Genomic DNA, 22,438 nt, shown 5'->3' with positions numbered 1-22,438 from the left:
CGCGCCCATGTCAAACCCGAAGACCCGCTGGGCCGCGGTCGGCGCCGAGGGTCGGGATCGGTGGCTCGCCGTGGTGCTCACGGTCGCGGCGTTCGTGCCGGGGCTCGCCGTGCTCGGGGCCCAGTTCGGCGACCTGCCCCGGCGCGAGGGTGACGTGCTCGCGGTGCTGCTGGTCGCCGGGCAGACGCTGCCGCTGGCGGTGCGCACCCGCTGGCCCGCCGCGGCGCTCGCGGTGATCGGGATCTGCTTCGCCGCGCACGAGGTACTGGCGTACCCCACGACCGTCGGCAGCCTCGCCCTGTACTTCGCGCTGTATTCGGCCGGGGCGCACCAGGAGCGGTTCCGCCGGGTGCTGGCGGCGGTCGCCTCGGCCGGGTACGTGGTGTTCGCGGTCTTGCTGGTGCTCCGCGGCTCCCCCGCCGGTTTGCGTGACTACGTCGTCTACTTCGGAGTGCTGGCCGTGTTCTGGCTGCTGGGCACGATGGTGCGGCAACGCCGTCACCAGGAGGCCGAGCGGCGGCGGCTCGTCGCCGAGGCCGCGGTGGCCGGGGAGCGCGCGCGGATCGCCCGCGAACTGCACGACGTGGTGACCCACCACGTGACGGCCATGGTGGTCCAGGCCGATGCCGCCCGGTACCTGGCACCCGAGCGTGTCCCGGAAGCGCTTACCGCGATCACCGGCTCTGGCCGGAACGCGCTCACCGAACTCCGGTTCCTGCTGGGCGTTCTCGAGGCGACCGGCGCGCGCACGCCGGGCCTGGCCGCCCTGCCCGACCTCGTGGCCCAGCCCGGCCGGGTCGTCGAACTGGTCGAAGAGGGTGAACGTCCGGAGCTGCCGGCGGAAACGGAGCTGACCGCCTACCGGATCGTGCAGGAAGCGCTGACCAACGCCGCCAAGCACGCCGCCGGTTCCCCCACGGCGGTGCGTGTCTCCTATGGCCCGGACTTCCTCGAGATCGAGGTGACCACCGAAGGCACGGCCACCGACCCCGGCGCGCTCGGTTCCGGCGGCCGCGGGCTGCGTGGTCTGAGCGACCGGGTGCGGGCGCTCGGCGGCCGGTTCGCCGCGGGCCCCTCGACGGACGGTTTCCGGGTCAGCGCCACGATTCCCGCGAGGAGCGCCGCATGACCGACCCGATCCGGGTCCTCATCTGCGAGGACCAGGAGCTCATCCGCGCGGGTTACGCGACCGTGCTCGGCGCCCAGCCGGATCTCGAGGTGGCCGGCGAGGCCGCCAACGGCCAGGAGGCGCTCGCCCAGGTCGAACGGCTGCGGCCCGACGTTGTCGTGATGGACATCGAAATGCCGCTGCTGAACGGGATCGAGGCGACTCGCCGGATCGCCGGCCCCGAAGCGCTGAACCCGGCGAAGGTCCTTGTGGTCACGACCTTCAACGTCGACCAGTACGTCTACGACGCGTTGCGAGCCGGTGCGAGCGGTTTCCTGCTCAAGGACGCGCCGCTGACCGAACTGATCGAGGGCGTGCGCACGGTCGCCCGCGGCGACTCGCTCCTCGCCCCCGCGGTGACCCGGACCCTGATCGGCCGCTACGCCGACCGGATCCGCCCGGCCGGGACTCCCGCCCCGCTGGAGGGACTCGCGCCACGGGAACTGGAGGTGCTTCGGCTGATCGCCGCCGGCCTGTCGAACGCGGAGATCGCGGCCGAACTGGTGCTCAGCGTGGAGACGGTGAAGACCTACGTTTCGCGGATCCTGACCAAGCTGGACCTGCGTGACCGGGTACAGGCCGTGGTGCTGGCGTACCGGTCCGGGCTGGTCACCGTTTGATCAGCTTCGCCCGGCGGAGCAGCCACACGGCCGGGACCAGGCAGCACAGCAAGGCGAAGAGGCTCGCTTCCGGCCCGAAGGTGCCGCCGGTCAGCACGTCCGGTCCGGAAAGGACGGTGCGCAGCAGGCCGGGTTCGCTGGCCGCACCGGACACCGCGGTGCCGAACATGCCGGACTCGGTGAAGTTCCAGGCGAAGTGCAGGCCGATCGGCAGCCACAGCGACCGCGTCGCGGTGTAGGCGATGGCCAGCAGCGCGCCGCCTTCGACCGCGATGGCCAGCGTGCCCCAGAGCGTGGCGTTGCCGTTGAGCAGGTGCGTCAGCCCGAAGATCAGCGACGAGACCGCGATCGCGATGATGCTGCCGGTCCGTTCCTCCAGGATGCGGTGCACCACGCCGCGGAAGAGCAGTTCCTCGGTGACGGCCACCGAAGCCATCGAGCCCGCCACGCCCAGGCACGCCCAGAACGAGCCGCTGGTGACGTCGCCGTCGGTGAAGAGGAACACGAGCAGCATCGTCGCGAGGAAGGCCCCGGCGCCGATGAGCGCGCCGCGCCCGAGCCCCCGCCACCGTCCGGCGGCGGCCAGTTCGGCGACCTCCGTCCGATTCTCGACGCGTCGCGAAAGCCAGGTGTAGCCGGCGATCGCCCCGACGGCGGCGGCGAGCCCGACGAGCAGGCGCAGCACCGGCACGCCCGAAACGAGCGTGTCCAGCCCGCGGGCGCCGATCATCAGCGCGGCGGTACCGACGAGCAGCACCGGCACGCGGAACCGCCGCAGCGGTGTTTTCGGTTCAGTGCTCTCGGTGGGGATGGTCATCAGGAGTTCCTCTCGCCCTTTGCCTTGCGGTACGGCGAGATTAGGAACGAACCGCGACGCGCCACATCACTCCGCGACGGACATCCGCGGTAGCTCTCAAGAGGGACACGCTCGCGGCCGCTGAAGTTGGTCGCGAAGCGCTTCGGCCCGGGGATCGCCCAGGTCTTCGTAGATGTCGAGGGCCGCCTGCCAGTTCCGGCGACCGGCGTCGGGCCTGCCGATCTGGTGGTGGACGAAGCCACGAGTGCTGAGCGCGAGCGCCTCGCTGTGCCGGTCGCGGAGCTTGCGGGCCAGCTCCAGGCCTTCGGAAAGCCGGTCGAGGGCCTGCTCGTACTCGCCGAGGCCCAGGTGGGACTCGCCGAGGTGGATCAGCGTGACGGCTTCGCCGTGCCGGTGGTTGATGACGCGGCAGAGCTCCAGCACCCGGCGGAACTGGCGGAGAGCGTCGGCATGGGCACCAAGGCCGAGATAGGCCTCGCCGAGATTGCCCATGGCGATTCCTTCGCTGTACTGGTTTCCGGTTTCCCGGATGACTTCCACCGCCTGCCGGGCATAGTCGGCGGCCTCGGTGTACTGGCACAGACCGAGGTAGGTGTCGGCGAGGTTCGCCAGCACCATGCCCTCGCCCCACCGGTCGCCGGCGACCCGGAAGAGTTCGCGGGCCGTCCGGAAGTGGCCGAGGCTCTCGTCGAACCGGCGCATGCCCACGTAGGCGGTCGCGAGTCCGTTGAGCATGCGGGCCTGCCCCTTCGGGTCTCGCAGTTCGCGGGCGGCCGCGAGGCCGGTCTCGTGCACCGCGACCCAGTCGGTCCAGTACTTGCGCAGGTAGAAGAAGCTCCACAGGTTGTTCGCGAGCTGCCAGGCCGCGGCCCCCAGCCCGGTTTCCGCCGCGACCCTGGCGACCGCCACCAGGTTGGCCCGCTCGGTTTCGCACCACTCCAGCGCCGCGTCGAAGTCGGCGAAAACGGCGGGATGGTCGGGGACGGGCGTCGCGTCCACCACGCCACGCTGACGGCCGGGATGCAGTTGCCGGTCCGCGGCCGCGGCGGCATGGAGGTACCACCCGGCCAGGCGGTGCAGCGCTTCGTGCCGCTGGGCGACGGTGTCCGTGACCTCGGCGCACTCGCGGGCGTAGGCCCGGAGGAGGTCGTGCAGCTGGACGCGGTCCACCTCCGCGGACTCGATCAGGTGCGCCTCCACCAGGCCGTCGAGAAGTCGCCGTGCCACGGCGGGTGCGAGCCCGGCCATGGCCGCGGCGGCGTCGGTGCTGATGTGGGGGCCGGGGTGCAGGCCCAGCAACCGGAGCAACCGCGCCTGGGCATCCGGAAGGTTCCGATAGGACCAGGAAAGCACCGGGCGGATCGCGGTGAACTGGTCGGCGCCGAGGCTGAACACTTCGAGTCGCCGGTCGGCGTCGACCAGTTCGGCCGCCAGCTCGGCGAGCGCGAGGTGGGGACGGGCGACCGCGCGCTGGGCGGCGATCTGGATCGCCAGCGGCAGCCGATCACACAACCGGGCCAGGTGCGCCACCGCCGCCGGTTCCGCGTCCGCCCGATCCGGGCCGACAATGGTGCGCAACAAGGCCACGGCGTCCTTTTCCGGCAGCCGGTCGATCGATATCCGGTGCATTCCCACGCTCACCGCGAGACCGGTGAGCTTGTCGCGGCTGGTGATCACCACCATGCAGGACGACGAACCGGGCAGCAACGGCCGTACCTGGTCGACGCTGCTGGCATTGTCCAGCACGATCAGCAGGCGCCTGCCGGTCACCACGGAACGGAACAGGGCCGCCCGGTCGTCGAGGGACGGCGGAATCTTCGCGGCAGGCACGTCCAGCGCGCGAAGGAAACCGTCCAGCACTTCACCGGGCGTCGCCGGCGGGCCGGGATCGTAGCCACGCAGGTTGACGTACAACTGCCCGTCGGGAAACCGGGCGCGCACGTGGTGCGCCCACATCACGGCCAACGTGGTTTTGCCGACGCCGGCCGTGCCGCTGATCGCCGAAATGACCACCGCCCGCCCGGCCGGCCCCGTTGCCGAAGCGGATTTGCCCATTGAGTCGAATACGGCGTCGAGTGCGGACAGTTCCGCTGTCCGCCCAGTGAAATCACGAACGGGTGATGGCAACTGCCCCGGCACGATCCGCACCGCTTTCCCTGGTGCGTGCGCACCACGCTCTTGGCCACTGGATTTCGCGCTTCTCCGGACCCGGCGCGGGACGCGTGCTTCCAGCTCCGCGCGTTCGCCGTCGCTCAGTCCGAGCGCCTTCGCCAGGGCAAGAACCGTGTGCGGGTAAGGATGTCTGCGCTCCTCACGTTCCAGCGCGCTGATCGCCTTGGCGCTCACACCGGCCCGCTGGGCCAGTTGCTCCTGGGTCAGGAACGCGCGCTCCCGCTGCCTCCGCAGCAGGGCGCCGAACGATTCCCGCGGAACCTCCACGCTTCATGATAACCCCACACTTTGCCGAAGTGTGGGACTCACTGTGGGTGGCCGTCGCCCGCCTTCCGGGGAAAATTCCTGCCATGAAACCGGAACAAAATGGGGGACGCATGAGAAATCTCAAGAACCGGCTTGCCTTCGTCGCCTTCACCGCGGGCCTCGCGCTGATCGGCACCTCCGGCGCCGCCGTGTCCGCGGCCGCCGAACCGGCTGCCACTCAGCAGCAGGTCGCCGAAGCCGCGGTGGCCTACCTGGGCAGCACCAGGGACCTGGCCGTCTGCCATTCAGCAGGACTGTGGCACATCACCCACGGCAGCGGCACCTATTACTACTGCCAGGAATACTACGACCCGATCTCCGGCCGCTGGTACGCCCTTTACGTCGGCTCGTAGGACTTTTGTGCCCAAACAAGGACGTGCGCAAAAACGGGAGGGACAATGCACGTTTTCCGGAAGTACCTCGTCACCGCCGCGCTGGCCGGCGGCATCGCGTTCGCCGGCGCGCTGGGCGCCACCGGCGCCTCGGCCGAACCGGCGACCGCCGCGGAAACGGCGGTGCGGGCGGCTCCGCAGCCGGGTTATATCGCGGTCGGCCGCCAGAACATCGTGTTCAGCCAGTACGGCGGTCCCACGTCGATCGGCTCGACCGCCGAGGAGGTGATCTACGCGCAGTGCCAGCACGACGGGATCTGGGGGTGGCAGACCTACGCGTGGGTGCCGTCGCTGAACAGCTGGGGCTGGCTCCGCAACGGTGACATCACCGGGCTCACCGGTCCGATCTGGTGGCTGGACGTCTGCTGAGCGGCGGAAGGGAGCGAACCATGCGCAAGATCCTGGCCGCACTCGTGCTGACCGCGGGTTGCCTCGGCATCGGCGTGGTGCCCGCCCAGGCCGCGGCCACCCCGGCCGCGGCCTGCGCGATCGCGAACCCGTACCTCAAGGTCACCCACTGGGGTTCGGAAGGCGGCTTCCACACCTACTGCCACGAACGGCGGTACGTGGCAGCCACCACCGCCTTCTACGACTCGGCGGGGAACCTGCTCATCACGATGGGCGGCCGCACCCTGATCCACGCCGACGGCCAGTGGCACTGGATATGGGCCAACACCCCCTGGGGCGGGGTCTGGCAGCCGGTGGCCCGCGGTTGCCTCACGATCTCCCTCGACAACCCGGGTGGCCCACTGCTGCACCAGCACTGCGCGAACGTGCAGTGACTCCCCACGACGCACCCGGTGCCTCCGCTCGGGAGGCACCGGGTGCGTCCGGAATCACGCGAGCAGCCAGCCATCAGCCGCGGTCGAGCACCTGGCCACCGGTCAGACCCGCGTCAGGCATTTGGTCGGGAGCCAGCCATATCGCGACGCTTTCCACAGGTCCGAAGGACCACACGTGGAGTATTTGCCACCGGTTTGATTTGCACAGGTGAGACCGTAGAAGATGTGGCCATGATTATAGGTCCCCTTGATCGGGGACGATCGATCCTTGTCGGCGTGGGCGTTCATCGTGTGCGAATTCACCACGTAGTTGCAGGTTGCGTGCGGTGTGACAATGTTCTCCGCCTCACTGGCGGCCGCCGGAGAAGCGACGGCCACGGAGGCGATCAGGGCAACGGCGGAGCCAAGCAATGCCATTTTCATCGAATCAATCCTATTCGTATCGGTCTTGTCCGAGCCCAGAAACTACAGCGCGAACTTGCCGATAGCCAGCTCCTGTCGAAAGGAAAGCCGGCCCAGCCCACCGGCAACATGGCAACCTTGCGCATAGTTCCCCCTTGGTCGAAAAAGCAGTGAAATCAACCGGCATTCCAGGCGCCGGCGGGCCTGCTTGCGCCTGTCGGTCGATGGCATCCCGTCCTTGCGCGACTGTCTGATGGATGACTCGCGAGGTATATGTCTGGCGCCTGGTCTTCGTATGAGTCATCACGGAAAGAATCCTCAACGTCACTCGGGTGGAGCAATCGGACAGTTCGCCGGGTCACTATCGTCATGAGCGGGGAAGCTGCGCGGTGTTGAGTTGTCGGCGCTCGAGGGGGGAGAGCGGTGGTGGACGACGCTGAGTTCGACCGGATCTTCCTGGAAGTACTGCACCGGCTGTACTCACGGGTTTCGCTCCTGGTGGGGGGTCGCCACCTTGCCGACGACCTCGTGCAGGAGGTGTACGTGCGGCTCAAGGCGCGTGCGAGCCGTCGCAGACGGTTCGTGGAACACCCCAACCCATACGGGTACGCGCTGGCCACCGCCATGAACCTCGCCCGGGGCCAATGGCGGTCCGCACGTCGAGCGACCGCACTCGACCGGATCGAGGAATCGTCGGATGATGGAGGCCTGGCGGCTTTCGAATCGTGGGAGGCCGTCTCGCACGTTCTCCAGTCACTGACGGGGAAGGAAGCCGTGGTCGTACTTCTGGTGGACCTTGACGGCCATTCCATCGACGAGGCTGCCCAACTGCTGGGAGTACACAAGGGAACGGCGCAACGAAACAGGACGCGAGCCCTGGCGAAACTCCGGGAAGCGCTGGCCAGTCCGGCTCTCGGCGCGGACGGCGGTGCCCGATGACCGTGACGTTCAACGCCGACGACGAGCCCGCGGGAGACGAACCCGGCAGTGACGACCTGCGGCGCCTACGCGATGAACTCCACGCGGCCGCGGACTCTGTCATCCCACCGGTCGACTTGCTACCTCGGGCCCAAGCACGCCACCGGCGCCACACACGCCGGCGCCAGCGCGTGGTGATCGCGACGACCGCGGCGGTCGCCGGGGCCATGATGGCTTTCACGTGGGCGTGGCTCCCCCGTCCTGAACCGGAGCCGCCCTCGGCGGGAGCGGCCAACCCCGAGCAGGCGGCGTTCACCTACACGACGCCGGCGGGCTGGGTCGCGACCGCTGCCGAGAACTCGACGGCGCCACGGGTCGAACTGCGGCCGCCCGGCGACGGCGCAGCCCGAAGCTTCGTGACGATCGAACAGGCCCGAATCCCCTTCGACGCTTCGGCCGAGCGTCAGCGCTGGGTGGAGTGGCTCGCCAGCCGCGAAGGCAGCTCCGGCTACCGCAACTTCGACGCCAACGCCAGCTTCGGCGGCAAGACGGTCATCCACTACAACGAACAGCACCCTGGCGTGTATGTGGACTGGTACGTCATGGCGAAGGGCACCGTGCAGGTGTTCGTCGGCTGTCAATACGTCGCATCGGGTTCCGCCGGACAGGCACGAGCCGCCTGCGAGAACATCGTGGCGAGCCTGAGCATCGACTCCGACCAGCCTCGGTAGCCGCTACCGGACCAGGAGGCCGTACCGAAGCAGGCTTACCAGCCGCGCTCGGCCAGGCGGTGCGGTTCCGGCACATCGTCGACGTTGATGCCGACCATTGCTTCGCCGAGGCCGCGGGAGACCTTCGCCAGTACGTCCGGGTCGTCGTGGAAGGTGGTGGCCTTCACGATCGCCTCGGCACGGCGGGCCGGGTTGCCGGACTTGAAGATGCCCGAGCCGACAAAAACGCCCTCGGCGCCGAGCTGCATCATCATCGCCGCGTCGGCCGGGGTGGCGATGCCGCCCGCGGTGAACAGCACCACCGGCAGCTTGCCCTTCGCCGCGACCTCCTTGACCAGCTCGTACGGGGCCTGCAGTTCCTTGGCAGCGACGAACAGCTCGTCCTCCGGCAGCGACGACAGCCGCCGCAGCTCCGCGCGGATCTTGCGCATGTGCGTGGTCGCGTTGGACACGTCGCCGGTGCCGGCCTCGCCCTTGGAGCGGATCATCGCCGCGCCCTCGTTGATCCGGCGCAGCGCCTCGCCGAGGTTCGTCGCCCCGCAGACGAACGGCACGGTGAACGCCCACTTGTCGATGTGGTTGGCGTAGTCGGCGGGCGTGAGCACCTCGGACTCGTCGATGTAGTCGACGCCGAGCGACTGCAGCACCTGCGCCTCGACGAAGTGCCCGATCCTGGCCTTGGCCATCACCGGGATGGACACCGCCTCGATGATGCCGTCGATCAGGTCGGGGTCGCTCATCCTGGCCACGCCGCCCTGCGCGCGGATGTCGGCGGGAACGCGCTCGAGCGCCATCACCGCGACCGCGCCGGCGTCCTCGGCGATCTTGGCCTGCTCGGCGGTGACCACATCCATGATCACGCCACCCTTGAGCATCTCGGCCATGCCGCGCTTGACGCGCGCGGTGCCGGTCTCGGGCTGGGCGGGGCTGGTGGACTGGACGTCAGACACGACTGGGCCTTTCGAGGGAGCTAACGAGGTGTACCGAGTTCGAAGATACGACCGACGTGGCCCCTCCACCCAGGCCAGTGCGCGGCTATCTCAGCAGTCCACTTGCGGCGAATGGCCTGGTGAACGAGCAGTCCACTCCCCGACGGCCAAGCCACCCGGGTGCTTGTTGCGGTTGCGGGTTGTGGTCACTGTCCGTCCGGGTGTGTGATCGAGGCCACACACTCGAGCCGAAGCCGACGCAAGGAGGCCACCCATGGCCGAAAAGCATTCGAAGAACGGCGAAGCCGGGGCCGCGGTCGCTGTGGACGACCCGGCCAAAGTGCGCAACGTGGTGCTCGTCGGGCCGTCGGGCTCCGGCAAGACCACGCTGACCGAGGCGCTGCTGGCCGCCTCCGGCACGGTCTCGCGAGCCGGTTCGGTGGTCGACGGCACCACGGTGTGCGACCACGATCCCGCCGCGGTGCGGCAGCAGCGCTCGGTCGGGCTGTCGGTGGCTCCGCTGCTGCACGACGGGATCAAGATCAACCTGATCGACACGCCCGGGTACGCGGACTTCGTCGGCGAGCTGCGCGCGGGGCTGCGTGCCGCGGACGCCGCGCTGTTCGTGGTCTGCGCCGCCGAGGGCGTGGACGCCGCGACGGTCGCGGTCTGGGAGGAGTGCGCCGCGGTCGGCATGCCGCGCGCGGTGGTGATCGCCAGGCTGGACCACCAGCGCGCCGACGCCGACGCCGAGATCGCCGCCTGCCAGGCCGCCTTCGGCAACGGCGTGCTGCCGTTGTACCTGCCCGCGGGCGACGGCCTGATCGGACTGATCACGCAGCGGTACTTCGACTACTCCGGCGGTTTCCCCGCCAAGATCGGCGAACCGGACCCGGCCGACCTCGACCGCCTCACCGACGCCCGCAACGAGCTGATCGAGGGCATCATCGCCGAGAGCGAGGACGAGGGCCTGATGGACCGGTACCTCGCCGGTGAGGAGATCGCCGAGAGCACGCTGATCGCCGACCTGGAGGCCGCCGTCGCCAAGGGCACCTTCCACCCGGTCATCCCGGTGTGCGCCCAGACCGGGCTCGGGCTCGGCGAACTGCTCGACGGCATGGCCCGCGCCTTCCCGTCACCGCTGGAGCACCCGCTGCCCGAGGTCACCTCACCTGAGGGCATTCCCCGCCCCCGGCTCAGCGCCGACCCGGCGGGCCCGCTCGCCGCCGAGGTGGTGCGCACCGCGGTGGACTCCTACGTGGGCCGGGTTTCCCTGGTCCGCGTTTTCTCCGGCACGCTGCGCCCGGAGCGGCCGGTGCACGTCTCCGGTCACGGGCTCGCCGAACGCGGGCACGAGGACCACGACGCCGACGAGCGGGTCGCCCACCTGTACTCCCCGCTGGGCTCGAACCTGCGGGAGGTGCCGTACTGCGTGGCCGGTGACCTCTGCGCGCTGACCAAGGTCGGCTCGGCGGAGACCGGCGACACCGTGTCGTACCCGGACGACCCGCTGCTGATGAAACCGTGGCCGATGCCGGAACCGCTGCTCCCGGTCGCGGTGGTGGCGAAGAAGCGCAGCGACGAGGACACGCTGGCGCGCAACCTGTCCCGCCTGGTCGCCGGGGACCCGACGTTGCGGCTGGAGCGCAACGCCGAGACCGCGCAGCTGGTGCTGTGGTGCATGGGCGAGGCACACGCCGACGTGGTGCTCTCGCGGCTGCGCTCCGGCGGTGCCGAGATCGAAACCGAGCCGGTGCGGATCAGCCTGCGGGAGACCTTCGCGAGCAAGGCGTCCGGGCACGGCAGGCACGTCAAGCAGTCCGGCGGGCACGGTCAGTACGCCGTGTGCGACATCGAGGTCGAGCCGCTGCCCCGCGGCGGCGGGTTCCAGTTCGTCGACCGGGTGGTCGGCGGCGCGGTCCCGCACCAGTTCATCCCGAGCGTGGAGAAGGGCGTGCGCGCGCAGCTCGCCCGCGGCCTGGTCGACGGCCATCCGGTGGTCGACATCAAGGTCACCCTGGTCGACGGCAAGGCGCACAGCGTGGACTCCTCCGACGCCGCCTTCCAGACCGCCGGGGCGCTGGCGCTCAAGGACGCGGCGTCGAAGGCGCGGATGGCGCTGCTCGAGCCGGTCGACGAAGTGGCGGTGCACCTGCCCGACGAGCACCTCGGCACGGTGCTCGGCGACCTGTCGTCCCGGCGCGGCCGGGTGCTCGGCACCGAAGCGGGCGAGGGCGGGCGCACGGTCATCCGCGCCGAAGTGCCCGCGACCGAGCTGCTGCGCTACGCGATCGACCTGCGGGCGCTGACCTCGGGCACGGCGACGTTCACCCGGCGGCACGCGCGGTTCGACCCGATGCCGGAAGGAGCGGTGAAGAGCGGCTAGCGCTGGCCGCCGAGGTCGGGTTCGGCGATCTCGAAGTACTCCGGCTGCGGTGCGGTCCCGGCGAGCTTGAAGTACCGGACCTTGCGCCGCCGCCGGAGCGCGAGCGTGTCGCGCACGGCGTCGTTGTGCACGCGGCGCGCGATCACCACGCGGTGCCCGGCGTCGTCGAGTTCCTCGGCCAGGCCAGGCGGCAGCACCGAACGGTCCACTTCGGACAGCAGGCGGGTGAGCTCGTTCTCCTCGGCCTCGCGCTCGGACCGCGGCGCGGCTTCGGCGCGTTCGGCTGCCGCGCGCAGGCGTTCGGCGTGCTCACCGGACTGGTCACCGGCCGCGGCCACCGCCCGCGCCACCACCGCCCGCCGCGCCAGCGCCGCGTCGAGCGCGGCCCAGCCAGCGTCGGTGCGCACGTGCAGGCGGTCCAGCCGGTTGGCCGTGGCGACCAGGAACAGCCCGCCCAGCACGATGACCACCGCCACCACCGAGAGCAGCACGATCAGCGTGGTCACGACGCCGGCTCCTCGTCCGGGCTGACGCGGCGTGGGTCCGCCGCGATCGCCGCCTCGTAGACCCGCAGCACCTGGGTGGTGACCACGGACCAGTCGTAGATCACCACGCGCTCCCCCGCCGCCGCGGCCAGCGACGCACGCCGGGCCGGGTCGCCGAGCAGTTCACGCAGCGCCGCCGTCCACGCCGCCGGGTCGCCGGTGGTGGCGAGCGCCCCGGCGCGGCCGTCGTCGAGCACCCGCCGGAACGAGTCGAGGTCACTGGCGAGCACGCAGGTCCCGGCCGCCATCGCCTCGGTCAGGATCATGCCGAAGCTCTCGCCGCCGATGTTCGGCGCGCAGTACACGTCCACGCTGCGCAACGCGCGTGCCTTGGTGCTGTCGTCGACCTGGCCGAGCAGTTCCAGGTGCGGCGCCAGCTCCGGACCGGCCTCCCGCAGCAGCGACCGCTCGTCACCACGGCCCGCCACCAGCACCCGCAGCTCGGGGAACTCGGGCAGCAGTGCGCGCAACGCCTCCAGCAGCACGCTCATGCCCTTGCGTGGTTCGCCGTACCGGCCGACAAAACCGACCGTGCCCCCGCTGCGCGGATACCCGTCCAGCGGGCGCGCGTCGGCGAAGAAGGCGGCGTCCACCCCGTTCGGGATCTCCACCGCGTCCCCGCCGGAGTGCTCGACCTGCACGCGGCGCGCCAGCGCCGAGACCGCGATGCGCGCGGTGATCTTCTCCAGCAGCGGCCGCAGCACCGGCTGGAACGCCGAGAGCGTGCGTGAACGCGGGGTGGCCGTGTGGAAGGTCGCCACGATCGGCCCGTCGGCGATCTTCAGCGCCAGCAGCGACAGGCTCGGCACCGCGGGCTCGTGCAGGTGCAGCACGTCGAAGTCGTTGTCGCGCAACCAGCGCCGGACCCGCGCGTAGGACACCGGGCCGAACTGCAGGCGCGCCACCGAGCCGTTGTACGGGATGCCGAGCGCCTTGCCCGCCGGGTGCACGAAGGCGGGCAGGTCCGCGTCCTCGTCGGCGGGCGCGAGCACCGAGACCTCGTGCCCGCGTTCGAGCAGCGCCTCGGCCAGGTCGACCACGTGGCCCTGGACCCCGCCGGGCACGTCGAACGAATACGGGCAGACGACGCCGACCCTCATGCCTGGCCCGCCTCGACCTCTTCCGGCTGGCCGCCGGGGAAGTCGGCGGTCCAGAACGGTTGCAGCATGTGCCAGTCGGTCGGGTGCGCGGCGATGTCCCCGGCGAAGATGTCGGCCAGCGCTTGCGTGGCGGCGGGCACCTCGGCGCGCGCGGTGACCCGGATCCGCGGGTGCATCCGGATCTGCCAGCCGCCCTCGGTGAACCAGCAGCCGACCGGGATCAGCGCGGCACCGGTGGTCGCGGCGAGCCGCGCGGGGCCGCCCGGCATCCGGGTGTGCTCGCCGAAGAAGGTGACGTCGATGCCGGAGCCGGTCAGGTCGCGGTCGCCGACCAGGCAGATGGCCTTGTTCTCCCGCAACCGCTTGAGCAGCACGCGGAAGGCGGCGCTGTCGCCGGTCAGCGGCACCACCTCGAAGCCGAGCGCTTCGCGGAAGGCGACGAACCGGCGGAACACCGACTCCGGTTCGAGCCGTTCGACCACCGTGGTGAACCCGCCGAGGTACCCGGCGAGCCAGACCCCGGCGGCGTCCCAGTTCCCGGTGTGCGGCAGGGCGAACACCACGCCGTTGCCCTCGGCGAGCGCGGCGTCGAGGTTCTCCACGCCGGTGATCGCCGCGGCCACCTTGGCCCTGACCTGCTCGTGGTCCATCGACGGCAGGCGGAAGCTCTCCTGCCAGTAGCGCGCGTACGACCGCATCGCGCGCTTGGTCAGCTCGTCCAGCTCGGTGGCGTCGGCCTGAGGCACCACCCTGGCCAGGTTGCGGCGCAGCTGCTGCACGCGCGGGCCGCCGCGCCAGGTGGCCAGGTCGGCGCCGAGGGAGAAGATCGCGTTCGCGGCCGGTTCGGACAGCATGCGCGCCAGGCGCCAGCCCGACGCGTAGGCGATGTCCGTGATCCGGCCGGCGAGGCTCACGCGTCCTCCTCGGCCGGTTTGGCCACGTCGGCCGGTTTGGCCGCCTGGGCCGCTTCGGCTGCCTTTGCCCTGGCCGCCTTCGCCACCGCGCCGAGCCGCTGCAGCAGCGTGATCAGCGAGAGCACGGCCAGCAGCCACAGCGACACCTCGACCGCGTGCGGCACGCCCAGGCCCATCAGCCCGGTGCCGACCAGCGCGATGATCAGGCGTTCGGCGCGTTCGACCAGGCCGCCGTCGGCTTCCAGGCCCGAGGCGTCGGCGCGGGCCTTCACGTACGAGATGACCTGCGCCAGCACCAGGCAGATCAGCGCGGCCGCGGCGGCGCGGTGGTTGTCCGCGATGGTGAAGCACCACCAGGCGATGGCGGCGAACAACGCGCCGTCGACCAGCCGGTCGCAGGTGGCGTCCAGCACCGCGCCGAACGGGGTGCCGTGGCCGCGTGCCCTGGCCATCGCGCCGTCGAGCAGGTCGAGCATGGCGAAGCCCCACACGGTGAACGTGCCGGTGAGCAGCCAGCCGTTCGGGAAGAAGACCAGCGCGCAGACCATCGCGCCCAGCGTGCCCGCCACGGTCATCACGTTCGGGGTCAGCCCGGCGCGGACCAGCACCGCGCCGATGGGATCGGTGACGCGGGAAACCGAGGCACGCGCGAAGATGTTGAGCATGAGTGTGGTGGCCGGACCTAGCTGGAGGGGTGTGGGTCCCCCGCAGCCTATCCAGAGGTACCTGAGGCCCTGGCCTTCGGCTCGCCGGAAAGCACCGGCTGTGCCTCGTCACACGGTTCGGCCGCGCACGGATCCTCGGCCAGTTCCCGCGCCTTCGCCGCCGCGCACGGCGCGGCCAGCTTGCTGACGATCGCGTCGCTGATCTCGCCGAGCGCGCGCACCTGCTCCGGCGTGAGCGGGTCGAACAGGCTCTCGCGCACCGCCTCGACGTGCCCCGGCGCGGCGGCCTCCAGCGCCGCGAACCCGGCGGGCGTGAGCGCGGCCCACGCGCCTCGCTTGTCCGTGGCGCACGAGTAGCGCCGCACCCAGCCGTTGGCCTCCAGCCGGGAGACGGCGTGGGAGAGGCGGCTGCGCGAGGATCGCGAAACGTCAGCTAGCTCACTCATGCGCAGGGTGCGGTCGGGCGCTTCGGACAGCGCGACGAGCACCTCGTAGTAGGTGTGGGGCATGCCGCTTTCCTGCTGGAGCTGGGTTTCCACGTGCCCCCGCAGCATCGAGACGGCGGCCGAGAACGAGCGCCAGACCCGCTGCTCCTCATCGGTGAGCCACCTCGGTTCGGTCATACCGCCCATGATACCTGGTTGAACGCTCAACCATAATTCGCTACGGTGTGGTTGAGGGTTCAACTACCACTGCTTCAGAGGAGTTTCCATGAGCGCACCCACCACCGAGATCCCCGGCTACGTGGCCGGGACCTGGAACATCGACCCGGCGCACTCCGAGGTGAGCTACAGCGTCAAGCACCTCGGCCTGGCCAAGTCGCGGGGCACCTTCCAGCAGTTCGGTGGCCAGATCGTGACCGGGGAGAACATCCTCGACTCCACGGTGACCGCCGAGATCGAGGTCGCCTCGATCAGCACCGGCGTCGGCGCGCGGGACGAGCACCTCAAGACCGAGGAGTACTTCGACGCCGCCAACCACCCGACGATCAAGTTCCAGTCCACCGGGATCCGTCAGGACGACGATGAGTTCCTGATCGACGGCGAACTGACCTGGCGCGGCGCGACCGTGCCGGTGACGCTGAAGGCCGAGTTCAACGGCATCGGCCCGAACCCGGCGAACAACAACGCCACCACCATCGGCGTCTCCGCCGAGGCCACCATCGCCCGCCGCGACTTCGGCATCGGCCCGGAAGGCAACGCCTTCCTGGGCGAGAAGGTGAAGATCACCCTGGAGATCGAAGCCGCCCTGCAGTCCTGACCCCGGTGCACGGCGCCACGACGTGTGAAGGTGGCTCGGCCTAGTAGGCCCAGCCACCTTCACACGCGGCGGCCCGTGTAGGGGGCGCGGCCGCGCTGGGGCCCGCGTTGGCACTGCCCGCGTTCGAGCGGGCCGCCTTCGGGAGCCGCGTTCGGCCGGGCCGCCTTCGGGAGCCGCATTTGGGCGGACCGGCGGCAGCCGCCGGGCGGAATGGTCGCGGCGGGGAGCGTTCGGAACGTGAGCCGCCGCGGGTGGGCAGGTTGGACACGAATGTGGCTTTCGGGGCGGATTCGGCCCCGAAAGCCACATTCGTGTCCAACCCGGCGCCGCGGCGGTGGCCCGGCAGACCCGGCAAATCACTGCCCGGCACGCCTGGCAACTCGGCACACTCGCGCGAACCCGGCGGCCAGCGAATCCGGTCGCCAGGCAGCCAGGCGAGTCCTGCAGCCCGGCTGCCTGGCCAGCCCGCGGCCCGGCGAACCTGGCCCGATCCGACTCGCCAGCGCGGCGTGGCGAGTAAGGCCGAGTCTGGCCCGCCAGCGCGGCGGCTTGGTGGGGCCAGCCCTCGCCAGCGCGGCAGCGACCCGGCAAGGCCCAGCCCAGCCCAGCCCAGCCCAGCCCAGTTCGGCCCGGCCCAGCCCAGCCAGCTCAGTTCGGCCCGGCCACCTCGGCTCGGCGTGGCTCGGCTCGGCGTCGCGTGGCGTCGCGTGGCATGGCGTGGCGTGGCGTGGCGTGGCGTGGGATGTTGGGGGCGGGGCGGGATGAGGGCTAGGTGGTGCGCCAGGCTTGGGCCAGCAGGTCCCGGGTCTCGTTCAGCAACTGCGGCAGTACCTTCGTGTGCCCGATCACCGGCATGAAGTTGGCATCACCACCCCACCTTGGGACCAGGTGCTGGTGCAGGTGCGCGGCGATCCCCGCGCCCGCGATGACGCCCTGGTTCATTCCGATGTTGAACCCGTGCGCATCCGACACCTTCCGCACCACGCCCATCGCGTGCTGCGTGAACCGCGCCAGTTCCACCGTTTCCGCATCGGTCAGCTCGGTGTAGTCGGCCACGTGCCGGTAGGGCACCACCATCAGGTGCCCCGGGTTGTACGGGTACAGGTTCAGCACCGCGTACACCGACTCACCCCGCGCCAGGATCAGCGCGTCGGCATCCTCCAGCTCCACCAGGCGGCAGAACGGGCACCCCGTCGGCTGGTCACCCTCGGGCTTGTTCTCGCCCTGGATGTACGCCAGCCGATGCGGGGTCCACAGCCGCTGCAGCGCGTCGGGCACGCCGACGCCGTCCTGCGCCTCGAATTCGGGCTTCACGCGAGAACCGCTCCGAAGCTCTCCGCCGACGGCGAGGTGTTCTCACGGCGGCCGATCCACGCGCTGATCGCCTCGACCGCGGTGTCCACCGGCACCCCGTTGACCTGACTGCCGTCGCGGAACCGGAACGACACCGCGCCGGACTCCACGTCCTTGCCGCCCGCCAGCAGCATGAACGGCACCTTCTGCATGGTGTGCGTGCGGATCTTCTTCTGCATCCGGTCGTCACCGAGGTCCAGCTCGACCCGGATCCCCTTGGTGCGCAACGCCTTCTCCACCCCGCGCAGGTGCTCGGTGTGCTCGTCGGCGATCGGGATGCCGACCACCTGCACCGGCGACAGCCACGCCGGGAACGCGCCGGCGTAGTGCTCGGTGAGCACCCCGAAGAACCGCTCGATCGAGCCGAACAACGCGCGGTGGATCATCACCGGCCGCTTCCGCTCGCCGCCGGCCGCGGTGTACTCCAGCTCGAACAGCTCGGGCAGGTTGAAGTCCAGCTGGATGGTCGACATCTGCCAGGTGCGGCCGAGCGCGTCCTTGGCCTGCACCGAGATCTTCGGCCCGTAGAAGGCCGCGCCGCCCGGGTCGGGCACCAGCTCGAGGCCGGAGTCGGCGGCCGCCTCCCGCAGCACCTCGGTGGCCCGCTCCCACACCTCGTCCGAGCCGACGTACTTCTCCTCGTTCCGGGTGGACAGCTCCAGGTAGAAGTCGTCGAGCCCGTAGTCGCGCAGCAGCCCGAGCACGAAGCCCAGCAAGGACTTCAGCTCCTCGCCCACCTGCTCCTCGGTGCAGAAGATGTGCGCGTCGTCCTGCGTCATGCCGCGCACACGGGTGAGGCCGTGCACCACGCCCGACTTCTCGTACCGGTACACCGAGCCGAACTCGAACATGCGCAGCGGCAGCTCGCGGTACGACCGCCCGCGCGAGCGGAAGATCAGGTCGTGGAACGGGCAGTTCATCGGCTTGAGGTAGTAGTCCTGCCCCGGCCGCCGGACGGTGCCGTCCTCGTTGTACTCCGCGTCCAGGTGCATCGGCGGGTACATGCCGTCCTTGTACCAGCCGAGGTGCCCGGAGATCTCGAACAGCGACGCCTTGGTGATGTGCGGCGAGTTGACGAAGTCGTAGCCCGCCTCGACGTGCCGCTGCCGCGAGTAGTTCTCCAGCTCCTGCCGGATGATCCCGCCCTTCGGGTGGAACACCGCCAGCCCGGAGCCGATCTCGTCGGGGAAGGAGAACAGGTCCAGTTCGGCGCCGAGCTTGCGGTGGTCACGCCGCTCGGCCTCGGCCAGCATCTCCAGGTAGTGCTCCTGCGCCTCCGCCGATTCCCACGCGGTGCCGTAGATCCGCTGCAGCTGCGGGTTCTTCTCGTTGCCACGCCAGTAGGCCGCGGCGACGCGGGTCAGCTTGAACGCCGGGATGTGCTTGGTGGTCGGGATGTGCGGGCCGCGGCACAGGTCGCCCCACACCCGCTCCTTGGTGCGCGGGTCGAGGTTGTCGTACACGGTCAGCTCGCCGCCGCCGACCTCCATCACCTCTGAAGTGTCCACAGTGTCCACATCGGACTTCAGGTCCACCAGTTCGAGCTTGAACGGCTCGTCCGCCAGCTCGGCCTTGGCGGCCTCCACCGACTCCAGCACCCGCCGCGAGAACTGCTGCGAGCCCTTGATGATCTGCTTCATGCGCTTTTCCAGCGCCTGCAGGTCTTCCGGGGTGAACGGGGTATCCACCGCGAAGTCGTAGTAGAAGCCGTCCTTGACCGGCGGGCCGATGCCCAGCTTCGCCTCGGGGAACTGCTGCTGCACCGCCTGCGCGAGCACGTGCGCGCAGGAGTGGCGGATCACCGAGCGGCCGTCCTCGGTGTTCGCCGCCACCGGCTCGACCTCGGTGTCGGTTTCGGGCACCCAGGCCAGATCCCGGAGCCTGCCTTCGGGATCGCGCACCACCACGACGGCTTCCGGGCCCTTGCCCGGCAGCCCGGCCTCGCGGATCGCCGCACTCGCCGTAGTGCCCGCGGTGACCACCACGCGTTCGGACGGGGTGGCCGCGGTTGGCGAGAACTCTGACACGGTGGGCTCCTCAGCTGGGTCTTCCGATGACTCCCGTGATGCTAGCCGTCGCGGTCAGGGCAGCTCACACGTGTCGAACGCGAACGGCGCTCCGCCCTCGAAAAACGCCGCGAACGGACCGTAGGCGTCGTTGGGAACGGGACAACGGAACCGTTGGCCGGTTTCAGAGCGTGTCGACCACCTGGTCGTAGCCCAGCCGCGGCAGCCGGTCGTACCACGCGTTCTCGCCCGGCTTGCCGACGTTCACCACGACCAGCGACTTCCACGGCCGGTCGTGGAAGAACTCCTTGTCCACGCCGTGCGCGTCGAAGCCGGTCAGCGGGCCGGCGGCCAGCCCGGCGGCGCGCACGCCGATGATGAAGTAGCCCACCTGCAGCAGCGCGTTGGACTTGGCCGTCTCGATCCGGACGTCCTCCTCGGCGAACGCCGCCTTCGCCCCGGGGTGGTGCGGGAACAGGCTCGGCAGGTTCTCGTGGAACTCGGTGTCGGCGGCCAGGATGACCGTCAGCGGCGCGCTCTCGGTTTTGGCGCGGTTGCCCTCGGCCAGCAGCGGGATCAGGCGCTCGCGTGCCTCGCCGCTGCGCAGCACCAGCGCGCGCAGCGGCTGGGTGTTCATCGAGGTGGGCGCCCACTTCACCAGGTCATAGATGGCCTTGACCTGGTCGTCGCCGACCGGCTCGGGGCTGAAGGCGTTGGCCGTCCTGGCTTCGCGGAAGAGCAGGTCCTGCACCTCGCGGTCGAGGGCGAGGCCATCGGGGCGAACGTCGGCGGAGGTCATGATGCGGTCCTTCCTGGTGAGTTCCTGACTACCTCCAGCCAACATAGTTGAGCGCTTGACTATTTCGGTTTCAACTAGATCCAGGTCACAGCGGAAAACGTCACAGAGGGAATCTCAGTAGGCGCCTTCGCCGACCAGCACCGCCCGCACGGTCTTCCAGAGAATCACCAGATCGAGTGCCAGTGACCAGTCCTCCACGTACCGCAGGTCCAGCCGGATGCTCTCCGCCCACGTCAGGTCGCTGCGGCCGCTGACCTGCCACAACCCGGTCAGCCCCGGCTTGACCAGCAGCCGGCGGCGGGCATCGGCGGCGTAGGCCTTGGTCTCCTCCGGCAGCGGCGGGCGCGGGCCGACCAGCGACATCCGCCCGGTCAGCACGTTGAACAACTGGGGCAGCTCGTCGAGCGAGTACCGGCGCAGCAGCGCGCCCACCCGGGTGACCCGCGGATCGCGGCGCATCTTGAACAGCGGACCGGCGCCCTCGTTGGCGTCGAGCAGTTCGCGGCGCACGGCGTCGGCGTTGACCACCATGGTGCGGAACTTGAGCATGGTGAACGGCTGGCCGTTGCGGCCGACGCGGCGCTGGCGGTAGATCACCGGGCCGCGGTCGGCCAGCTTGATCGCCACCGCGACGGCCAGCAGCAGCGGCGAAATGCACAGGAGCAGAAGTGCGGAGGCGACGCGGTCGACGATCTCCTTGACCAGGCGGCGGCCGCCGGTGAAGGTCGGCGCGGTCACCCGCAGCAGCGGCATGCCGAGCACACCGGAAACGTTGAGGCGCGGGCCGGCGACCTCCATCAGCACCGGCGCGACCACCATTTCGGCGGCGGTGCCTTCGAGGTCCCAGGCGACCTGCTGCAGTTTGCGCGGGCTCCAGTACGCATCGGCGGTGACCGCGACCACCCGGTAACCACCGCGGCGGACGTGGTCGGCGAGTTCGTCGAGCCTGCCGACCACCGGCACCCCGTCCAGCTCACCGCTGCCGGGTTCGCCTTCGCCGGTGAACGTGCACACCGCCTCGACGCGCCAGCCGACGTGGGATTCGGCGCGGGTGCGCGAGATCAGATCGCGCACGGTGTCCGGGCTGCCCGCGGCGAGCACCGGCAGCAGGCAGCCGCCGCGGCGGCGGTTGCGGTGGAGCCAGCGGCGGAGCACATACCGTTGCGGGAACGAGACCAGTGCGACGGCGGGAATGACGGCGAACACCCAGGGCTGCACGGCGAGCGCGCCGAAGAGCAGCCCGCCGAGCGCGACCATCACCGCCGCGGCGAACAGGCCCCGCCCGAGTCTTCGGAACTCCTCGGCGCCTTCACCGAGCACTCTCGGATTCCACGCGCGGCTGGCGGGCAGCGCGCACACGACGGCGAGCACGGTGCCCAGCGCGAGCCACTGCGTGATCGGCCAGGCGGCACCGAAACCGTGCAGCACGAAGGCCGACACGGTGACCACGGCGGCGGTCGCGACCAGGTCACCGAGCACAACCAGGCTGCGGTAACCGGATTCCCAGTCGGGCGTGTGCCGGTCCCGGTCCGCCGCCGCGGGCGGGCGCGGATCGGCGGGCGCGTCCGGCGCGATCCGGTGCGGTTGCCGGGAAATCGCGGGAAGGCCGATGTGCGGCCGCGCATCGTTGACCGGCCGGGAATTGACCGGCAAGGACCGCCGCACCGACTCTTCCATCGGACCTCCCATACACGCGAAAATGATGACTGAGAGTGACTGCGAGTGGTATACGCTCAGTAGGGCCGCGAGCAATACACGCGGTGGTATCGGTCACTCTGAATGCAGCGTTACAAGGTCAGAACGCGAATTCGGCTCACTGAGAAGGCGGAGGAATGATGCTTGAATAACAAAGAGGTGACGAAGGGTGATCATTGGTCTTGGGGAAACCCCTACGCAAAGTAGTCGGAAATTTCTCCCCTCACCCGAGCGGCCGTGCCGTTAGGCCGCCCGTGGGAGCCACCGTCCATTCAGGACAGTCCAGGCGGCTCAGACGATGGCGACGCGCGAAGTGCCGTCGAACCGGTACGCCCAGCGTGTCCTCGACGGACTCGAGCAGGCGCGCGGCGATCTCGGCGGCGTTCCGCTCGTCGGCACGCACGCGGATCGACAGGGTCAGCTCGACGACGGCGGTCATGGCGAGCATCCTCGGGGCACGACCGGCGCCGGTGCCAGC

At 70.2% G+C, this 22,438-nt stretch carries 23 protein-coding genes; 9 read left to right on the top strand and 14 right to left on the bottom strand.

Annotation, left to right across the window (positions count from 1 at the left end):
* Nucleotides 1-7: 7 nt before the first annotated feature.
* Both A4R43_RS04330 and A4R43_RS04325 read left to right on the top strand, forming a co-directional pair.
* Nucleotides 8-1,129, top strand: coding sequence for a sensor histidine kinase (locus tag A4R43_RS04330; RefSeq protein ID WP_113697338.1), 1,122 nt, complete (start codon nt 8-10; stop codon nt 1,127-1,129).
* Entirely contained in the window at nt 1,126-1,788 is a 663-nt protein-coding gene (locus A4R43_RS04325) for a response regulator (protein WP_113691100.1), read from the top strand. Before A4R43_RS04330 ends, A4R43_RS04325 begins: the two co-directional genes overlap by 4 nt.
* On the opposite strand, the gene A4R43_RS43800 is transcribed toward A4R43_RS04325, so the two are convergent.
* Nucleotides 1,778-2,605 carry a CPBP family intramembrane glutamic endopeptidase gene (locus A4R43_RS43800; RefSeq protein WP_113691099.1) on the bottom strand — a complete coding sequence of 276 codons (828 nt, stop codon included), beginning with the start codon at nt 2,603-2,605 and terminating at the stop codon, nt 1,778-1,780. The two genes, A4R43_RS04325 and A4R43_RS43800, sit on opposite strands and share 11 nt — an antisense overlap.
* Before the next feature lie 96 nt (nt 2,606-2,701).
* Entirely contained in the window at nt 2,702-5,044 is a 2,343-nt protein-coding gene (locus A4R43_RS04315; RefSeq protein ID WP_113691098.1) for an ATP-binding protein, read from the bottom strand.
* A gap of 110 nt (nt 5,045-5,154) precedes the next feature.
* Between A4R43_RS04315 and A4R43_RS04310 the strand changes: the two genes are divergently transcribed.
* Genes A4R43_RS04310 through A4R43_RS04300 form a run of 3 tightly spaced genes read left to right on the top strand, consistent with a single transcriptional unit; the run spans nt 5,155 to nt 6,257 of the window.
* Nucleotides 5,155-5,436: a hypothetical protein gene (locus A4R43_RS04310; RefSeq protein ID WP_113691097.1), complete on the top strand. Its 282-nt coding sequence runs from the start codon at nt 5,155-5,157 to the stop codon at nt 5,434-5,436.
* Nucleotides 5,437-5,481: 45 nt separating this feature from the next.
* Nucleotides 5,482-5,844, top strand: a complete 363-nt coding sequence (locus A4R43_RS04305) for a hypothetical protein (protein WP_113691096.1) — start codon at nt 5,482-5,484, stop codon at nt 5,842-5,844.
* 20 nt (nt 5,845-5,864) lie between these two features.
* Complete coding sequence (locus tag A4R43_RS04300; RefSeq protein WP_113691095.1) at nt 5,865-6,257, top strand: hypothetical protein; 393 nt, start codon at nt 5,865-5,867, stop codon at nt 6,255-6,257.
* A 102-nt stretch (nt 6,258-6,359) separates the two neighbouring features.
* On the opposite strand, the gene A4R43_RS42560 is transcribed toward A4R43_RS04300, so the two are convergent.
* On the bottom strand, nt 6,360-6,680 hold the full coding sequence (locus A4R43_RS42560) for a hypothetical protein (RefSeq protein WP_162788312.1): 321 nt from the start codon (nt 6,678-6,680) through the stop codon (nt 6,360-6,362).
* 405 nt (nt 6,681-7,085) lie between these two features.
* On the opposite strand from A4R43_RS42560, the gene A4R43_RS04295 reads away from it, so the two are divergent.
* Both A4R43_RS04295 and A4R43_RS04290 read left to right on the top strand, forming a co-directional pair.
* Nucleotides 7,086-7,598, top strand: a complete 513-nt coding sequence (locus tag A4R43_RS04295; RefSeq protein WP_162788311.1) for an RNA polymerase sigma factor — start codon at nt 7,086-7,088, stop codon at nt 7,596-7,598.
* Nucleotides 7,595-8,308, top strand: a complete 714-nt coding sequence (locus tag A4R43_RS04290; RefSeq protein ID WP_113691093.1) for a type VII secretion-associated protein — start codon at nt 7,595-7,597, stop codon at nt 8,306-8,308. The genes A4R43_RS04295 and A4R43_RS04290 overlap by 4 nt, the downstream gene beginning before the upstream one ends.
* A 35-nt stretch (nt 8,309-8,343) precedes the next feature.
* On the opposite strand, the gene pdxS is transcribed toward A4R43_RS04290, so the two are convergent.
* Entirely contained in the window at nt 8,344-9,192 is an 849-nt protein-coding gene (pdxS, locus tag A4R43_RS04285; RefSeq protein WP_236809430.1) for a pyridoxal 5'-phosphate synthase lyase subunit PdxS, read from the bottom strand.
* Between the two features lie 319 nt (nt 9,193-9,511).
* Between pdxS and A4R43_RS04280 the strand changes: the two genes are divergently transcribed.
* Nucleotides 9,512-11,623 carry an elongation factor G-like protein EF-G2 gene (locus tag A4R43_RS04280; RefSeq protein WP_113691091.1) on the top strand — a complete coding sequence of 704 codons (2,112 nt, stop codon included), beginning with the start codon at nt 9,512-9,514 and terminating at the stop codon, nt 11,621-11,623.
* Here A4R43_RS04280 and A4R43_RS04275 read toward each other — a convergent pair.
* From A4R43_RS04275 to A4R43_RS04255, 5 genes are read right to left on the bottom strand one after another with little or no spacing between them, the layout of a single operon-like run.
* Nucleotides 11,620-12,129 carry an NUDIX hydrolase gene (locus A4R43_RS04275; RefSeq protein ID WP_113691090.1) on the bottom strand — a complete coding sequence of 170 codons (510 nt, stop codon included), beginning with the start codon at nt 12,127-12,129 and terminating at the stop codon, nt 11,620-11,622. The genes A4R43_RS04280 and A4R43_RS04275 overlap by 4 nt on opposite strands.
* The gene (locus A4R43_RS04270) at nt 12,126-13,268 is read right to left on the bottom strand and encodes a glycosyltransferase family 4 protein (protein ID WP_113691089.1); all 1,143 of its coding nucleotides are present in this window, start codon (nt 13,266-13,268) and stop codon (nt 12,126-12,128) included. The genes A4R43_RS04275 and A4R43_RS04270 overlap by 4 nt, the downstream gene beginning before the upstream one ends.
* Complete coding sequence (locus A4R43_RS04265; protein ID WP_236809427.1) at nt 13,265-14,122, bottom strand: phosphatidylinositol mannoside acyltransferase; 858 nt, start codon at nt 14,120-14,122, stop codon at nt 13,265-13,267. Before A4R43_RS04265 ends, A4R43_RS04270 begins: the two co-directional genes overlap by 4 nt.
* A 56-nt stretch (nt 14,123-14,178) precedes the next feature.
* Nucleotides 14,179-14,847, bottom strand: a complete 669-nt coding sequence (pgsA, locus tag A4R43_RS04260; protein WP_113691087.1) for a phosphatidylinositol phosphate synthase — start codon at nt 14,845-14,847, stop codon at nt 14,179-14,181.
* Nucleotides 14,848-14,894: 47 nt separating this feature from the next.
* A complete protein-coding gene (locus A4R43_RS04255) occupies nt 14,895-15,470 on the bottom strand; it encodes a MarR family winged helix-turn-helix transcriptional regulator (RefSeq protein WP_113691086.1) in 576 nt (191 codons plus the stop codon).
* Between the two features lie 88 nt (nt 15,471-15,558).
* Between A4R43_RS04255 and A4R43_RS04250 the strand changes: the two genes are divergently transcribed.
* Nucleotides 15,559-16,107: a YceI family protein gene (locus A4R43_RS04250; protein WP_113691085.1), complete on the top strand. Its 549-nt coding sequence runs from the start codon at nt 15,559-15,561 to the stop codon at nt 16,105-16,107.
* Between the two features lie 768 nt (nt 16,108-16,875).
* Here A4R43_RS04250 and A4R43_RS04240 read toward each other — a convergent pair.
* The 5 genes from A4R43_RS04240 to A4R43_RS04220 form a co-directional block, all read right to left on the bottom strand.
* A complete protein-coding gene (locus A4R43_RS04240) occupies nt 16,876-17,421 on the bottom strand; it encodes an HIT family protein (protein ID WP_113691083.1) in 546 nt (181 codons plus the stop codon).
* Complete coding sequence (thrS, locus tag A4R43_RS04235) at nt 17,418-19,445, bottom strand: threonine--tRNA ligase (protein WP_418190868.1); 2,028 nt, start codon at nt 19,443-19,445, stop codon at nt 17,418-17,420. The genes A4R43_RS04240 and thrS overlap by 4 nt, the downstream gene beginning before the upstream one ends.
* Nucleotides 19,446-19,650: 205 nt before the next feature.
* Nucleotides 19,651-20,265, bottom strand: coding sequence for a malonic semialdehyde reductase (locus A4R43_RS04230; protein WP_113691081.1), 615 nt, complete (start codon nt 20,263-20,265; stop codon nt 19,651-19,653).
* A 114-nt stretch (nt 20,266-20,379) separates the two neighbouring features.
* On the bottom strand, nt 20,380-21,942 hold the full coding sequence (locus tag A4R43_RS04225; RefSeq protein ID WP_113691080.1) for a sugar transferase: 1,563 nt from the start codon (nt 21,940-21,942) through the stop codon (nt 20,380-20,382).
* 241 nt (nt 21,943-22,183) lie between these two features.
* Complete coding sequence (locus tag A4R43_RS04220; RefSeq protein ID WP_113691079.1) at nt 22,184-22,399, bottom strand: hypothetical protein; 216 nt, start codon at nt 22,397-22,399, stop codon at nt 22,184-22,186.
* Nucleotides 22,400-22,438: the final 39 nt, after the last annotated feature.

The organism is Amycolatopsis albispora, assembly GCF_003312875.1.
GTDB classification, from domain to species: domain Bacteria; phylum Actinomycetota; class Actinomycetes; order Mycobacteriales; family Pseudonocardiaceae; genus Amycolatopsis; species Amycolatopsis albispora.
Note: the sequence above shows the minus strand (reverse complement) of the source record. Positions and strands in the feature narration are given on the sequence as shown.

Coding starts and splice junctions, on each gene's coding strand:
- pgsA (WP_113691087.1), bottom strand. CDS start 14,847: ATGCTCAACATCTTCGCGCGTGCCTCGGTTTCCCGCGTCACCGATCCC.
- A4R43_RS04325 (WP_113691100.1), top strand. CDS start 1,126: ATGACCGACCCGATCCGGGTCCTCATCTGCGAGGACCAGGAGCTCATC.
- A4R43_RS04265 (WP_236809427.1), bottom strand. CDS start 14,122: ATGCTGTCCGAACCGGCCGCGAACGCGATCTTCTCCCTCGGCGCCGAC.
- A4R43_RS04220 (WP_113691079.1), bottom strand. CDS start 22,399: ATGACCGCCGTCGTCGAGCTGACCCTGTCGATCCGCGTGCGTGCCGAC.
- A4R43_RS04300 (WP_113691095.1), top strand. CDS start 5,865: ATGCGCAAGATCCTGGCCGCACTCGTGCTGACCGCGGGTTGCCTCGGC.
- A4R43_RS04250 (WP_113691085.1), top strand. CDS start 15,559: ATGAGCGCACCCACCACCGAGATCCCCGGCTACGTGGCCGGGACCTGG.
- A4R43_RS04270 (WP_113691089.1), bottom strand. CDS start 13,268: ATGAGGGTCGGCGTCGTCTGCCCGTATTCGTTCGACGTGCCCGGCGGG.
- A4R43_RS04330 (WP_113697338.1), top strand. CDS start 8: ATGTCAAACCCGAAGACCCGCTGGGCCGCGGTCGGCGCCGAGGGTCGG.
- A4R43_RS04230 (WP_113691081.1), bottom strand. CDS start 20,265: ATGACCTCCGCCGACGTTCGCCCCGATGGCCTCGCCCTCGACCGCGAG.
- A4R43_RS04305 (WP_113691096.1), top strand. CDS start 5,482: ATGCACGTTTTCCGGAAGTACCTCGTCACCGCCGCGCTGGCCGGCGGC.
- A4R43_RS42560 (WP_162788312.1), bottom strand. CDS start 6,680: ATGAAAATGGCATTGCTTGGCTCCGCCGTTGCCCTGATCGCCTCCGTG.
- A4R43_RS04280 (WP_113691091.1), top strand. CDS start 9,512: ATGGCCGAAAAGCATTCGAAGAACGGCGAAGCCGGGGCCGCGGTCGCT.
- A4R43_RS43800 (WP_113691099.1), bottom strand. CDS start 2,605: ATGACCATCCCCACCGAGAGCACTGAACCGAAAACACCGCTGCGGCGG.
- A4R43_RS04225 (WP_113691080.1), bottom strand. CDS start 21,942: ATGGAAGAGTCGGTGCGGCGGTCCTTGCCGGTCAATTCCCGGCCGGTC.
- pdxS (WP_236809430.1), bottom strand. CDS start 9,192: ATGGCCGAGATGCTCAAGGGTGGCGTGATCATGGATGTGGTCACCGCC.
- A4R43_RS04255 (WP_113691086.1), bottom strand. CDS start 15,470: ATGACCGAACCGAGGTGGCTCACCGATGAGGAGCAGCGGGTCTGGCGC.
- A4R43_RS04290 (WP_113691093.1), top strand. CDS start 7,595: ATGACCGTGACGTTCAACGCCGACGACGAGCCCGCGGGAGACGAACCC.
- A4R43_RS04310 (WP_113691097.1), top strand. CDS start 5,155: ATGAGAAATCTCAAGAACCGGCTTGCCTTCGTCGCCTTCACCGCGGGC.